Below are 13,609 nucleotides of genomic sequence, written 5' to 3' on the forward strand. Positions count from 1 at the left end.
CGGCCCCGCCTACGCGGAGTTCGCCGCCGAGCCCTGGGCGCGGGCGGAGATCGACCGGCTGGACGAGCTGCGGCTGCTCGCCGTCGAGCGCCGCGCCGAGGCGCTGCTGGCCCTGGGCCGGGCCGCCGAGGCCGCCGGTGACCTGCGCGGGCAGGCCGCCGCCCAGCCGCTGCGGGAGGAGACCTGGCGGCTGCTCGCCGTCGCCCTCTACCGGGCGGGCCGGCAGGGCGACGCGCTCGCCGCGCTGCGGGAGGCGCGCGCGGTGCTGGTCCGGGAGCTGGGGGTGGACCCCGGTCCCCGGCTGCGCCGGCTGGAGGCCGACATCCTCGCCCAGGCCCCGCACCTCGACCCGACCTCGGTCGCCGCGCCGCCCGCCCCGGTCGCCACCTCGACGGCGGGGGAGGAGCGGCGCCCGTTCGTGGGACGCGCGGCCGAGCTGGCGAGCCTCACCGCGCTCGCCGAGGAGGTGGTCCGGCGCGGCCGGCCGGCCGTCGCGCTGGTCTCCGGTGACGCCGGCGCGGGCAAGACGGCGTTCGTCGAGGCGCTTGTCGACCGGCTCGCCGCCGCCGGCTGGACCTGCGCCGTCGGCCGGGTCCCCGAGTACGAGGGGGCTCCGGCGGCCTGGCCGTGGACGCAGCTCGCCGCGGCCCTGCCCGATCCGGCGGAAGCCGAGGAACCGGCGACCGGCGGGTCCGCCGCCGCGGGGCGGGTGGCCGGTGGGCTGTCCGGCGCGCCGGTTCCCGGTGGCCTGTCCGCCGGGCCCGTCGGCGGCGCGCCGGCGGACGTGCCGGGCGGTGCGGAGCCGGCCGTGGTCCGCCACCGGCTGCACCGGGTCGCGGGCGCCCGGGTGGGCGCGGCGGCGCGGCGCGGGCCCGTGCTGCTCGTCCTCGACGACCTGCACCGGGCCGACGAGGACACCCTCGACCTGCTGACCGCGCTGCTCACCGGCCCGGAGCCGGTGGCCGGGCCGGTGCTGGCGGTCGGCACCTACCGGGCCACCGGGATCACCCCGGCGCTGACCGGGGCGCTGGCCCGGCTCGCCCGCACCGAACCGGTCCGGGTCTACCTGGGCGGGCTGGCCGAGGCGGAGACCGCCGACCTGGTCCGGGCCGTGGCCGGTGCGGCGGACCCGGACACCGTGCGGACGCTGCACCGGCGCAGCGGCGGCAACCCGTTCTTCGTCCGGGAACTGGCCCGGCTGCTCGCCGCCGAGGGCCCCGCCGCGCTGGAGCGCGTCCCGGCCGGCGTGCGGGACGTCATCCGGCACCGCCTGGCGCAACTGCCCGGGCCGACCCGGACCGTGCTGCGCCAGGCCGCGGTGCTGGGCCGGGACCTCGACGCGGACGTCCTCGCCGCACTGGCCGGCGAGGAGGCCATGCTGGAGGCCGTGGACCGGGCCGCGCAGGCCGGCTTCCTCACCCCCGACGGCAGCCGGTTCGGCCACATCCTGGTCCGCGACACCCTCTACACCGACCTGTCGGCGCCGCGCCGGGCCCGCTGGCACGCCGCCGCCGGGACCGTGCTCGAACGGCTCCGGCCCGACGACGTCACCGCCCTCGCCCACCACTTCGGACAGGCGCCCGGTCCGGAGGCCGCGGCGCGGGCCGCCCGGTACGCCACGGCCGCCGCCGAACGGGCCGAGCTGCGCTGCCACCCGCACGAGGCGGCCCGGCTCTGGCAGCAGGCCCTGGCCGCCCACGACCGGGCCGGCGGGCACGACGTACGCGGGCGGCTGGCCGCGCTCATCGGCTGGGGACGCGGCCTCGCCGTCACCGGCCACCTCGACCGGACCCGCCGGGTGCGGGCCGAGGCGGTCGCCGCCGTCGAACGGCTCGCCGACCCCGGACTCACCGCCGACGTGCTGGCCGCGTTCGACGTGCCGGCCGTCTGGACCAGCAACGACGACGAGGAGCTGTCCCGGCGGATCGTGGCCGCCGCCGAGGCCGCCCTCGCCGCGCTACCCGCCGGCCAGGCGGCCCGGCGCGGGCGACTGCTGTGCACCCTCGCCCTGGAGCTGCGCGGCGACACCGGCGACCGGGGCCGGCGGGCGGCGGACGAGGCGGAGGAGATCGCCCGCCGCCTCGGTGACCCGGCGCTGCTGGCCTTCGCGCTCAACGCCCGCTTCATGCACTCCTTCGACCGGACCGGCCGGGCCCGGGAACGCGCCGGCATCGGCGCCGAACTGGTCGACCTGGCCGCCCGGCACGGACTGGTGACCTTCGAGGTGCTGGGGCACCTCATCGCCCTCCAGGCGCACTGCGCCCGCGCCGATCTCACCGCCGCCGACGCCCACGCGGCCGCCGCCGACCGCCTCGCCGCGCGCTACGAGCTGCCCCTCGTCGGCGTCTTCACCGCCTGGTACGCGGCCCTCCGGCTGGCCGTCGCGGGACGCGGCGTGGAGGCCGAGGCGGCGTACCGGGCGGCGGCCGTCCGGCTCGACGCCGGGCAGATGCCCGGCATGGCGGCCGGGCTGCTGCCGTTCGCCCTGCTCTGCCTGCGGCTGTCCACCGGCGACGACCCCGGTCCGGCGCCGGCCGACGCCGACGCCGGCCCGTACGCGCCGTGGGTCCGGCCGCTGGCCCTGCTCGGCGCGGGACGCCGGAACGAGGCCGCCGCCGCGCTGCGCGACCTGCCCGAGTCGCCGCACGACCTGCTGCGCGAGGCCCGGCTCTGCGTCGCCGCCCGGGCCGCCCTCGCCCTCGGCGACCGGCCCGCCATGGCCCGGCTGCACGCCGCGCTGCGCCCCGCCGCCGACGAACTGGCCGGCGCCGGCAGTGGCGTGCTCACCGTGGGCCCGGTGGCCCGCCACCTCGCCGACCTGGCCACCGCGCTCGCCGCGGCTTGACCGCACCGGCCCACGCGAGCCGCCGGGGTTCGGCGGCCCCGCCGCGCGGACGGGGTCGGGTCAGGCGTTGGCGGGGACGCCGCCGTCCGGACCGGCCGCCGCCTCGCCGGTGGCCTCCGCCTCGGGGGCGGGCCGTTGTGCCGGGGTGCGCACCGCGAACGCGTCGAAGCTCGGCCGGTCCAGGGAGGCCCGCTCCAGGAACGGCTCGGCGGTCGGCCGATCGCCGTCCACCTGCTCGCCCGCCTCCGGGTCGGCCAGCGCGGCCGGATCGACCAGCGCGGCCGGGGCCGGCACCACCACCGGCGCGGGCGCCACCACCGGAGCGGGCACCGCCGGGGTGGCCTCCGCTGGCGCGGCGACCGGGCGCGGCGCCACCTGCGGGTACTCGGCCGTCTCCGTGCCACCCGCGGCGGCCGCCATCACCGCGGCGGCGGCCAGGTCGGCGACCCGCTTGGCCTCCCGCTGCACCCGGGCGCGGGTGTCCTTGGCGTGCTGCTCGGCCAGGTCCGCCGCCCGGCGCGCCTCGTCCAGCCGCCGGGTCTCGGCGGCCAGGTCCCGGCGTACGCCGAGCAGCTGCTCCTCCAGCGCGGCGCCCTCCTGCTCGACCGCGGTGATCTCCCCGCGGTTGCGCTCCAGCTGCTGGTCGACCGTCTCCAGCTCGGCCTGGAGCTGGGCGAGCGCCTCCTGCCGCTGCTGGATCTCCTGCTGCACCGTGGCGAGCTGCTCCTGGTGAGCCGCCGTCTCCTCGTCGGCCCGCTCGCGGACCTCGGTGGCGTACTGCTGGGCCTCGGCGACCAGGGCGGCGATGTCCCGCTCGGCGGCGCTGGCCCGGTCGGCCAGTTCCTGCTCGGCCGCGGCCCGCCGCTCGTCCAGTTCCCGGGCCATGGTGGCCTGCCACTGGGACAGCTCCTGCTGGGCCTTGCTCCGGTTGGCCTGCACCTCCTGCTGGATCTGGGTGCGCGCCGCCTTCACCAGCGCCTCCGACGCGGAGCGGGCCTGCTCGACCTGCTGGGCGCTCTGCTCGGCGATCCGCTTCGCCTCCTGCTGGGCCCGGTCGTGGGCCGCCTGCCCCTCGGTGCGCAGCTTCTCGGTCAGCTCCCGGATCGCGGTCAGCTCCGCCTGCGCGGCGGCGTGCCGCTCCTCGTCCGCCTTCTCCTGCTCGGCCCGGCGGGTGGCCAGCTCCTCCGCCAGCTCGCGCCGGTCCCGCTCCGCGTCGTCGCGCGCGGTGGCCAGCACCCGCTCCGCCTGCGCCTGGAGGTCGGCGGCGCGCTTGGTGGCCGCCTCGATGATCTGCCCGGCCTGCTTCTCGGCCAGGTCCAGGATCTGGTCGACCATCGGGCCGAGGTCGCGGAAGGACGCCCGGTCGACCTGGGTCGGGCGCTGGCGCAGCTCGGCGGCCTCGGTCTGCGCCCGCTGCGCCTGCGCGGTCAGCTCACGGACCTGGGCGTACGCCCGGTCGCGGTCGGCCGTCAGGGCGGTCAGTTCGCCGTCCATCTGCTCGACGTACCGGTCCACCTGGCGTTTGTCGTAGCCGCGCAGCGCCGGGTCGAACCTCGGCCGCGCGGACACGTCGTCGTGGGGTGCGAACGGTTCCTCGCCGTTGGACATGCGCCATCCTCCGTCGGTTCGCCAGCGCCAGGCCGGCGGATGACCGCCCCGCAGGGCATGATGAGGCGCAACGGTACCGCCGACGGCGCGCGGGTTCCGCCCCGCCCCGCCCCCGAGCCCTGTCAGACCGGAAAGTAGGGGTTCCCGGCGGTCAGCCGGACGGTGAAGCCGTCGGCATCCCGGTGCAGCGCCACGTGGTTGCAGGACTGGTGGCTGATCCACAGGCCCAGGCCGCCGGCGGCGCCGTTGCCCGCGGGCAGCAGCCCGGCGTACGGGTCGCTGGGGCCGGATCCGTGGTCGCGCACGGTCACCACCAGCCGGTCCGGGCCGCTCCACAGCCGCATCCGCACCGGTGGCACACCGTGCCGCAGCGCGTTGCTCACCACCTCGCTGACCGACACGACCAGGTCGTCGAGGTCGTCGGTGGAGAGTTGGCCCCGGTGGGCGGCGCGCACCGCGTCCCGCGCCTCCGCCGGGCTCGGATCGGTCAACGCGACCGTCGGCGCCGTCCACTGCACCGGGTCGGGAAGCATCAGGTGGTGCTCCCCGAGGAATGTCGCCGGCTCGGTGTAGCTGTCGCTCGGCCGGTGGCTGCCGTCCGGCAGCGCCACCCGGGGATGGGTCCGCGCCACGTCCGCCAGCACCCGGGCCGGCGCGGTCCGGACGTCGTACGCGCACATGCTCCAGAGCGGGAAGTCGTCGTAGGCGTGGTTGATGGCCGACTCGTAGCGGGCCCACCAGTCCCAGGTGGCGCCGAGCACCGCCGGCGGCAGCTCGCCGACGATCCGGATCTGCCGGGCGCCGTCGGCCACGTACGAAGCCAGCAGCTTGCGATAGGAGCGGATCGCGGCGGTGGGGCGGGCGTAGAGGTCGCCTCCGGGCAGGAAGGTGACCGCGGTCCCGGCGGGCAGGGCCCGGCGGACCAGCTCCGCGTTGCGCCCGCCGAAGCCCACCACGGTCGGCTCGCCGGCCTCGACCCCGCCGAGCAGGAAGGGCAGCACCACGGCCAGCAGGTGCTCGTCGGAGTCGTAGAGGATCGCCTCGTGGTAGTAGCCCACGTGACCGGCGGCGGCTCCCGTCCTCATCGGGCCACCTCCACCCGCACCTCGTCCAGGTCGAGCAGCTCCACCAGCCGGGCCGCGGCCGAGCGCGAGGTGCGCAGCACGGCGGTGGCGCCGTGCAGGCGGGCGTGGTCGCGCAGGTGCAGCAGGCAGCGGTGGTCGACGAAACGCAGCCCGGTCGCGTCGAGCACGAGCCGGCCGTCGACCGGTCGCGGGTCGGCCCGGTCCAGCGCGGTGGCGAAGAGCCGGTTGTTGGACGGGTCCAGCTCGCCGCCGAGCTCGACGACCGCCTCGCCGCCCCCGGCGTGCAGCCGGAACAGCACGTCGGCGTTGGTCTCGGGGTGCATGCAGGCCAGCTCGGCGATCGCCGCGTCGCTCAGCTCACGCCGGTCGTAGGCGCAGATCGCCGACATCGGATGCCGGCGCATCCAGCGGTCGATGAGGTGCTCGTAGCGGGCGAAGGCGTCCCGCTGGGCGGCGGAGCGGACCAGGGTGGTCGCCTCGGCCACCACCCGCAGGCCGGTGTAGCCGGCGGCCAGCGCGTCGCCGGTGGCCGCCGCGTACGCCCGGACCTGCTTCTCCGGGTCGACGACCTCGTCGTGGCGGTAGGCCTGCTCGACCGGGACCAGCCGGAGTGCCCCCCGGCGCAGCGCGTCGTCGAGACCGGGGAGGCGGTCCAGCCGGCCGGCCAGCGAGTCGGGGTCACCGGGAGCGACCAGCCAGACCTGCTCGCCGGCCGCGAGGCCCGCGGCCAGGTGGGCGACCGCCCGGGCGTCCAGCGCCGCCGGGTCGTCGTAGGCGAGGCAGAGGTGACCGTACGCCGTCGACGACGCGCTGTCGCTGCTCACTCGGTCCGTCCCACCGCGCCAGTCTAGGCACACCCCGGCGTGCGGGCCCGTCCGGCGGATGGCGGGCCCGCGGCGCACCCGCGGCGGGCCCGTTCCGAGCCTCCGGTCAGCTGAGCTGGAGGTTCCGCCAGGCGGTGGACTCCAGCGGGGGGTCACCCAGCTCGAACTCGGCCCAGTTGTTCCAGTAGGCGACCGCGTCCACGTCGTTCTGCTGGCGCAGCCAGGTGACGTGGTCCCGGATCGCCTGCGCCCGGCCCGCGCCGGTGGTGTCGGCCGTGGTCCGGCTCAGCCCGTACTCGGGCACCAGCAGCCGGATCCCCGGGTACGCGGCGCGCACCTTGCCGAACGCCACCCCGAACATCCGCGACGCCGGCCAGTACGTCGCGGTGTCCCGCGAGTAGCAGTCCACGCCGTAGTGGGTCATGCCCGGGTAGCCCCAGTCGGTCGGGTTGCCGCGCCCCTCGTCCAGCCAGTAGCGGGTGACGATCGGGCCGTGCCCCAGGACCCACCGCCGGTTCCGGTGCGCGGCGACGATCTGCGCCACCCGGGTGCCGGCGGTCCGGTACGCCGCCGGCGCCACGTCGCCCATCGGCTCGTGGTACCAGGTCAGGTAGATCGGCCGGCTCACCCCGTCCAGCCAGCCGCTCAACTGCTCGACGTCGTCCTTCCAGGACACGTGCATGACGGCCGACGGGGCGTCGACGAACTTGCCGGAGTTCAGCGGGGGCAGCTCCGGAAGGGCGTCCGCGTCGCCGCCGTCCGTGCCGAAGTCGCGCATGTAGCGGATGCCCGGGTACTCGGCCACCGCCCGCTGGGTCCGCACTCCCTTCTCGGCGCTCATCCCGACCAGCAGCGGCACGGTCAGGGTGGTGGTGGCGGTGCCGGTCCGGCCGGCGGCGTCCCGGGCCGTGGCGGTCAGCGTGACCGTGCCCCGGCCGGCCAGCACGGTCACCGTGAAGCGCGTCGGGTCGGTGGGGCTCGGCGTGACGGTCACGCCCGGCGCGGTGCTGCCGAGCTGGACGGTCAGCGGCACGCTCAGGTCCAGCCGGACGGGGCTGTCCCAGGCGGCGCCGGTGGGGTCGCTCACCCGGCCGGAGAGGGTCAGCAGTCGCGAGTCGGGATGGTAGGCGTCCACCCGGACGGCGGTGGACTGCCCGGGCAGCAGGACGGTCGGATCGGCGGTGACGGAACGGATGACGGGTGCGGCCATGGGGTGCCTCCGAAGAACGTGCTCGTGGGCGCTCCGGCCGCACGTCCTCGGGAGGCCAGGACGGCCTTGACCTGCTCTTTTACCAGCTTGCGTCGTTCCGGCGGCATCGCCACCACCGGCGGCAGATGGCGAAAAACCCGGAGCGTTCCGAGCGGCGCCGCCCACATCCCGGACGGCGCGCCGGGTCAGTCGAGCGGGTGGGAGATGTCCCGGGCGTGGTCGGTGACGGCCGCGCCGACCACCGTGGCGGTCAGCGGCAGCACCTCCAGGCAGCGGCGCACCGCCGCGGCCATCAGCGCGTTCGGCACCCGCATGGAGAGCGTGCAGTGCGGCACCCAGCGGCCCGGCCGGTAGTGCTCCACGAGGCCGATGCCGGCCCGGGCCAGCCGCTCGTGCACCGTGCCGTGGTGGGCCAGCAGCTCCGGCGTGGGGGCCGGACCGAGCCAGAGCACCCGCCCGACGAACTGCCCGGCGTGCTGGAACTCCAGCCGCAGCGGGGCAGCCACCACGAGGCCGGCGAGCGCCTCGGCGACCCGGTGCGGATCGAGGCGCGGCGCGACCGCCAGCGAGACGTGCGGCCGGTGCCGCTGCCCCAGCAACGACTTCATGCTCTGCACGCCCTCGGCCTCCAACGCGTCCCAGAGCACCCGGATCCGCCGGGTGGCGTCGGTGTCGAGATACAGCTCCAGCGCCGCGACCACGCGATCACCCTAAGGGGGTGAGGTTTGCCGCCGGGCCTGCGCGGTACAGCCCGGGTGGCACCGACGCCGGAGGAGGGCGGTACCCGTGGACGTGAACGACCTGTTGACCGATGCGTACGGCCGGCTGCCCGACCTGGTGGCGGGGGCGCTCGACGGGCTCGGCCCGGAACAGCTGCGGCAGGCCCCGGCCGCCGGGTCGAACCCGGTGGGCTGGCTGATCTGGCACCTGACCCGGCTCCAGGACCACCACGTCAGCGACGTGCTGGGGGAGGAGCAGCTCTGGGTCGGCGGCGACTGGGCGGGGCGGTGCGGGCTGGCCGCCGACCCGGACGACACGGGATTCGGCCACGGGCCCGAGCAGGTCGCCTGCGTACGGCCGGAGGACGGCGGGGTGCTGCTCGACTACCACCGGGCGGTGGTCGACCGGACCCTGGCGTACCTGCGCGGGCTGCGCGCGGCCGACCTGGACCGGGTGGTCGACGAGAACTGGGACCCGCCGGTCACCCTCGGCGTGCGGCTGGTGAGCGTGCTGGACGACGACCTCCAGCACGTCGGCCAGGCCGCGTACGTGCGCGGGCTCATCCAGCGGGGTTGACCGCCGCCCGGGCGCGGGCCAGCGCGGCGTGCCCGAGCAAATGGAACGCCTGCGCCTCCGGGGAGGTGCCGGGCCCGGCGAAGTCCGGCGCGCCGCTGACCCCGGTCACCCGCCCGTGGCGGTCGACCCGCCGCTCGGCGGCCGCCAGCAGCTCCCTGCCGGTGCCCAGCCACGACACCGGCAGCCAGCCGTCGGCCACCCCGGTCAGTGCCGCGTACCCGAGCAACTGCGCGGTGTTCGCCTCCCGGAACGAGCCGGGGTCGTCGAGCACGTCGGGGAAGAGCCCGTCGTCGGCCCGGTGGGCCAGGCAGGCGTCCAGCACCGTGCGGGCGTGCCCGGCCAGCTCGTCACGGAGCCCGGCCGGCCAGTCCGGCGCCAGGCGCAGCGCCCGGGCGATCCCGGCGACCACCCAGCCGTTGCCGGTGCCCCAGGGCCCGGGCCGGTCCAGCTCGCCCCGGTCCTCGTCCCAGCGTGCCGCGTAGAGGCCGGTGCCCGGGTCGAACAACCGGCGGCGGTGCCCGTCGACCTGCGCGGCGGCCAGGTCCGTCCGGCCGGCCAGCGCGAGCAGCGGCACCACCATGTACACGGTGTCCGCCCACACCTGCCGGCTGTCGAGCAGGTGGAACAGGGTGCCGTCGGCGGCCCGGGGCGCCCGGGCGACCAGCCAGTCGAGCTGCGCGTCCAGCGCGGCCGCGAAGCGCGGGTCCCCGTCGGCCGTCATCGCGTACCGGACCACCTCGCCGCAGGCCGCGCCGTTCACGGCGCCGGCCTCGCCGGACACGTCGCCGAGCCGCCCGTCCCGGTGCTGCCGGGTCACCGCGGCGTCGGCGACCAGCACGGCCAGCTCACCGAGCCCGAGATCGAGCAGGGCGTGCCCGGTCACCCCCTGCTCCCAGGACTGGCGCTGCATGGCCAGCAGCGCGGCGAGCACGCGGTCGGTCGTGGCGTCCCCGGTCATCACCATTCCTCCGGACTACCCGACTTCGCCCCGGCGTGCCAGTCCAACTCACCCCGACCAGGTGAGTTGGGCTCACCCGACCGGCGGGGACGCTGCGGGAGCGGACGGACCCGCGGCGGGTGGCCGCGAGCACGGACACGGGGGAGGGACACCGATGAGCGTCTCGGCGGCGGAGTACCTGGCCCGGCGGGTCCCCGGCCGGCACCCCGACCTCCCGGAGAACACCGCCGGCACGCTCCGCCTGGACCTGCATGAGGGGGCGCGGACCGAGCACTGGTTCCTGACCATCGACCGCCAGGAGGTCCGGGTGGACCGCCTGGCGGACGAGGCCGATCTGGTGCTCCGCGCCGACCGGGAGGTGTTCGACCGGATCGCCGCGGGCCGGCTGAACCCGGCCGCGGCGCTGCTCCGCAACGACCTCACCGCGCAGGGCAACCTGCGGCTGCTGCTGGCGCTGCGCCGGCTCTTCCCGGGCCCGTCCGGCGCCCGGCACCCCCGCGAGGTGGCCGGCGGGCGGGTGGGGATGCGATGAAGCAGGAACTGGTGAACGTCCTGGCTGGCAACGCGTTCGCGCTCAGCGACGGGCAGGGCGACATGGAGGTCGATCCTTACGCCCCGATCGGCCTGTTCTCGTTCGACACCCGCTTCGTGTCCCGCTGGGTGCTCACTCTGAACGGCGAGCGGCTGCACGCCCTGTCCCGGGACGAGCTGGCCTACTTCGAGACCCGGTTCGTGCTGGTCCCCGGCGCCGCCAGCCACTACGTGGACGCCGACGTCTCGGTGCTCCGGCACCGGTCCATCAACGACAGCTTCAACGAGCGGATCACCGTGCTGAACCACTCCGCCGAGCCCGCCGAGTTCACCATGCGGATGGAGATCGGCAGCGACTTCGCCGACACCGCCGAGATCCGCCGTCCCGGGCCGCGCCGGCCGGCGGTCGTCGCCGACACCGTCCACCGGCAGCTTCGGATCCGCCACGAGCGGGGCCGGTTCAACCGGGAGACCGTCGTCTACAGCACGGCGCCGGTGGAGGTCGACCAGCGGGGCATGACCTTCCGGATCCAGGTCCCCCCGGACGGCGAGTGGCACACCGACCTGCATGTCGCCATGATCATCCACGGGGCCCAGGGACGGGACCTGCGGGCCAGCCTGGAGGCCCACCGCCAGCACGTCCGCCAGGACATGCGGGAGGACCTGGCCCGGTGGTTCGACCACGCGCCGCAACTCATCGCCGAGCGGAAGACCCTGGTGTCGGCGTACCGGCAGGCGCTGACCGACCTGGCCTCGCTGCGGTACACGCCGCTGTCGTACGTTGACCGGGTGCCGGTGGGCGGCCTGCCCTGGGCGATGGCGCTGTACGGCCGGGACGCCATCCTCACCTGCCTGGAGACGTTGCCGTTCACCCCGGAGCTGACCCCGGCGACGCTGCATCTGCTCGCCCTGCTCCAGGGCGGCCGGCTCGACGACTACCACGACGAGGAGCCCGGGAAGATCCTCGCCGAGCTGCGGTACGGCGAGTCGGCGGCGTTCGGTGAGCAGCCGAACGTGTTCTACTACGGCGCGGCGGACACCACCCCGCTGTTCGTGATCCTGCTCGACGAGTACGAGCGCTGGACCGGCGACGGCGACCTGGTCCGGCAGTTGCGCCACCCGGCCCGGATGGCGCTGGACTGGCTCGACGAGTACGGCGACTCCACCGGCGACGGCTACCTGCGCTACCAGCCGCGCAACACGGTCAACGGGCTGGCCAACCAGACCTGGCGCAACTCGCCGGGGGCCATCGTCGACCGGCACGCCGTCGCGCCGCCCTACCCCCGGGCCACCTGCGAGTTGCAGGGCTACGCGTACGACGCGAAGGTCCGGGGCGCCCGGCTGGCCCGGGAGATCTGGGGCGACCCCGATTACGCCGACCGGCTGGAGGCCGAGGCCGCGCGGCTGCGCGAGCGGTTCAACCGGGACTTCTGGCTGCCGCACCGGGGCTACTACGCGCTGGCCCTCACCCCGGACGGGGAGCCGGTGGACGCGCTCACCTCCCACCTCGGGCACCTGCTGTGGAGCGGCATCGTCGAGCCGGAGCGGGCCGACGCGGTCGCCGCGCACCTGTCCGGCCCGGAACTCTTCTCCGGTTGGGGGGTGCGCACCTACGCCACCGGGCAGCGGCCGTACAACCCGGTCGGCCCGCACCTCGGCGCGGTCTGGCCGTCCGACAACGCGCTGGTCGCGGCGGGCCTGCGCCGCTACGGGTACGACGCCGAGGCGGCCCAGGTGGCGGCCGGCATCTTCGCCGTGGCGGAGACGCTCGGCGGGTCGGTGCCGGAGGTGATCGCCGGCTACCCGCGCGAGATCACCAAGTACCCGGTCCAGCTTCCGGCGGCCGGCCGCCCGCAGTCGTGGGCGTCCGGCGGCCTGCTGATGCTGCTCGCCACCATGCTCGGGCTGCGCCCGTGCGGGGAGAACCTGCTGGCGGACCCGCACATCCCCGACGGGTACGGCCGGATCGAGCTGCTGGACGTGCCGGGGCGCTGGGGCCGGGCCGACTCCTACGGCCGCGACCGCACCACCGGCCGGCGGGTCCGGGTCGGGGGCGCGGCCGGTCAGCGGCGCACCGACGGCGTCGGGTGACCGACGGCGATCAGCGCGATCCCGCCACCCTCTCCTCCGGTGCGCCGGCGGGCGGCGGGGCAGGCTCGACCGGCACGGCGCCGACACGCCGGGCCAGGCCGCGGTCGACGCCCACGAAGAGGAGGCCGAGCAGCCAGAACGCGACGGCGAAGAAGACCGCGCTCAGCCCGACGCCGTCGTAGCCGAGCTGCCCGGCGTCGAGGAACGGGTACGGATAGCGGTGCACGACCAGCCCCCGCACCAGGGCGAACCCGAGGTACGCCAGGGGGAACGCCAGCCACCAGGCGGCGTACCGCGGGCGCAGCCGGCCCCGCCGGTCGAACAGCGCCCAGTCGACGACCGCCAGCAGCGGCACCACGGTGTGCAGGAACTGGTTGCCCCACCACTCGCCCGGCTGCCGGTCCGGCTGGGCCATGGCGAACGGGCTGGCCGGGTTGGCGAGCACCAGGTGGTAGACCGTGCCGGTGATGGTGATGTAGAGGGTCACCGCGCCCTTGAGCGCGCTCGGCGGCTCCGGGCGGCCCTGCCAGGCCCGCCAGGCGGCGTACCCGGCGAAGACACCGACCGCCACGTTGCTCTGGATGGTGAAGTAGGGCAGGAGGCCGGTCACCGTGGCCGGGCCGAGCGCGGTGAGCACGATGCCGGCCACCACGCCGAGCACGACGGCCAGGCGGAAGAGGATCGCCAGTCGGCGACGCCGCGGAGTCACCGGGGCAAGCTATCAGCCGGTCACCGGCCTGGGACCCGGCCGGTGACCTTCTGTTGCGGCCCGGTCGCTCGGTCCGGGTTGGCCGCGCCCGGACCGCGCGGCCGGCGGGGCGGCATCCGCGCCGGTCGTCGGGCGGGCGGAGGGGTCGCGGAGCGGCGGCGCGCCGCGGGAGGGCCGAGGCCGGGACGACGTGGTCGGCGACCGGTCCGCCGCGGACCCGAGCCGGCCGGCTCCGGTGCCCGGGGTCGGCCGGTCCGGGGCGGTGTGCGTTCGGCTGTGCGGAGTCGGTCGGAGCGGGGCGGTGTGCCCGTCCCGGCCTGTGCCGGTGGTCGGCTCCGTCGTGGCCGGAGCCGTCGCCGGCGAGGTCGTGGCGGGCGTCCCGGTCGGGGGGGCCGGTGGCCCGGCGGGGGCCCGGGCGGGCGCGGGGGCGTCGTCGGCGGGGGGGGGCGTGG

11 protein-coding genes are annotated in these 13,609 nt (G+C 76.7%); 4 read left to right on the forward strand and 7 right to left on the reverse strand.

Annotation, left to right across the window (positions count from 1 at the left end; genetic code table 11):
• Positions 1 to 2,845, forward strand: a 2,845-nt coding sequence (locus ACW0Q9_RS22425; RefSeq protein ID WP_456184361.1) for an ATP-binding protein, incomplete at its 5' end; no start/stop codon positions are given.
• A 60-nt stretch (positions 2,846 to 2,905) separates the two neighbouring features.
• Here the strand turns inward: ACW0Q9_RS22425 and ACW0Q9_RS22430 are convergent.
• From ACW0Q9_RS22430 to ACW0Q9_RS22450, 5 genes are all read right to left on the reverse strand, one after another.
• Positions 2,906 to 4,453 carry a hypothetical protein gene (locus tag ACW0Q9_RS22430; RefSeq protein ID WP_456184363.1) on the reverse strand — a complete coding sequence of 516 codons (1,548 nt, stop codon included), beginning with the start codon at positions 4,451 to 4,453 and terminating at the stop codon, positions 2,906 to 2,908.
• A 122-nt stretch (positions 4,454 to 4,575) separates the two neighbouring features.
• Positions 4,576 to 5,538: an anti-sigma factor RsbA family regulatory protein gene (locus ACW0Q9_RS22435; RefSeq protein WP_456184365.1), complete on the reverse strand. Its 963-nt coding sequence runs from the start codon at positions 5,536 to 5,538 to the stop codon at positions 4,576 to 4,578.
• Positions 5,535 to 6,362 (reverse strand): MEDS domain-containing protein, encoded by an 828-nt coding sequence (locus ACW0Q9_RS22440; protein ID WP_456184367.1) that lies wholly within the window; start codon positions 6,360 to 6,362, stop codon positions 5,535 to 5,537. Before ACW0Q9_RS22440 ends, ACW0Q9_RS22435 begins: the two co-directional genes overlap by 4 nt.
• Before the next feature lie 106 nt (positions 6,363 to 6,468).
• Positions 6,469 to 7,572, reverse strand: a complete 1,104-nt coding sequence (locus ACW0Q9_RS22445; RefSeq protein WP_456184369.1) for a hypothetical protein — start codon at positions 7,570 to 7,572, stop codon at positions 6,469 to 6,471.
• A gap of 185 nt (positions 7,573 to 7,757) precedes the next feature.
• A complete protein-coding gene (locus ACW0Q9_RS22450) occupies positions 7,758 to 8,273 on the reverse strand; it encodes a 2'-5' RNA ligase family protein (RefSeq protein ID WP_456184371.1) in 516 nt (171 codons plus the stop codon).
• 85 nt (positions 8,274 to 8,358) lie between these two features.
• Here ACW0Q9_RS22450 and ACW0Q9_RS22455 point away from each other — a divergent pair, with 85 nt between their 5' ends.
• On the forward strand, positions 8,359 to 8,868 hold the full coding sequence (locus ACW0Q9_RS22455; protein WP_456184373.1) for a mycothiol transferase: 510 nt from the start codon (positions 8,359 to 8,361) through the stop codon (positions 8,866 to 8,868).
• On the opposite strand, the gene ACW0Q9_RS22460 is transcribed toward ACW0Q9_RS22455, so the two are convergent.
• Positions 8,852 to 9,826, reverse strand: a complete 975-nt coding sequence (locus ACW0Q9_RS22460) for a glycoside hydrolase family 88 protein (protein ID WP_456184374.1) — start codon at positions 9,824 to 9,826, stop codon at positions 8,852 to 8,854. The two genes, ACW0Q9_RS22455 and ACW0Q9_RS22460, sit on opposite strands and share 17 nt — an antisense overlap.
• Before the next feature lie 154 nt (positions 9,827 to 9,980).
• On the opposite strand from ACW0Q9_RS22460, the gene ACW0Q9_RS22465 reads away from it, so the two are divergent.
• Both ACW0Q9_RS22465 and ACW0Q9_RS22470 read left to right on the forward strand, forming a co-directional pair.
• Positions 9,981 to 10,358: an SCP2 sterol-binding domain-containing protein gene (locus ACW0Q9_RS22465; RefSeq protein WP_456184376.1), complete on the forward strand. Its 378-nt coding sequence runs from the start codon at positions 9,981 to 9,983 to the stop codon at positions 10,356 to 10,358.
• Complete coding sequence (locus ACW0Q9_RS22470; RefSeq protein WP_456184378.1) at positions 10,355 to 12,448, forward strand: amylo-alpha-1,6-glucosidase; 2,094 nt, start codon at positions 10,355 to 10,357, stop codon at positions 12,446 to 12,448. The genes ACW0Q9_RS22465 and ACW0Q9_RS22470 overlap by 4 nt, the downstream gene beginning before the upstream one ends.
• 10 nt (positions 12,449 to 12,458) lie before the next feature.
• Here the strand turns inward: ACW0Q9_RS22470 and ACW0Q9_RS22475 are convergent, their stop codons facing one another.
• Positions 12,459 to 13,157 (reverse strand): Pr6Pr family membrane protein, encoded by a 699-nt coding sequence (locus ACW0Q9_RS22475; RefSeq protein ID WP_456184380.1) that lies wholly within the window; start codon positions 13,155 to 13,157, stop codon positions 12,459 to 12,461.
• Between the last annotated feature and the right edge of the window lie 452 nt (positions 13,158 to 13,609).

The organism is Micromonospora sp. I033, from assembly GCF_053890995.1.

Coding starts and splice junctions, on each gene's coding strand:
- ACW0Q9_RS22430 (WP_456184363.1), bottom strand. CDS start 4,453: ATGTCCAACGGCGAGGAACCGTTCGCACCCCACGACGACGTGTCCGCG.
- ACW0Q9_RS22435 (WP_456184365.1), bottom strand. CDS start 5,538: ATGAGGACGGGAGCCGCCGCCGGTCACGTGGGCTACTACCACGAGGCG.
- ACW0Q9_RS22445 (WP_456184369.1), bottom strand. CDS start 7,572: ATGGCCGCACCCGTCATCCGTTCCGTCACCGCCGATCCGACCGTCCTG.
- ACW0Q9_RS22460 (WP_456184374.1), bottom strand. CDS start 9,826: ATGACCGGGGACGCCACGACCGACCGCGTGCTCGCCGCGCTGCTGGCC.
- ACW0Q9_RS22465 (WP_456184376.1), top strand. CDS start 9,981: ATGAGCGTCTCGGCGGCGGAGTACCTGGCCCGGCGGGTCCCCGGCCGG.
- ACW0Q9_RS22470 (WP_456184378.1), top strand. CDS start 10,355: ATGAAGCAGGAACTGGTGAACGTCCTGGCTGGCAACGCGTTCGCGCTC.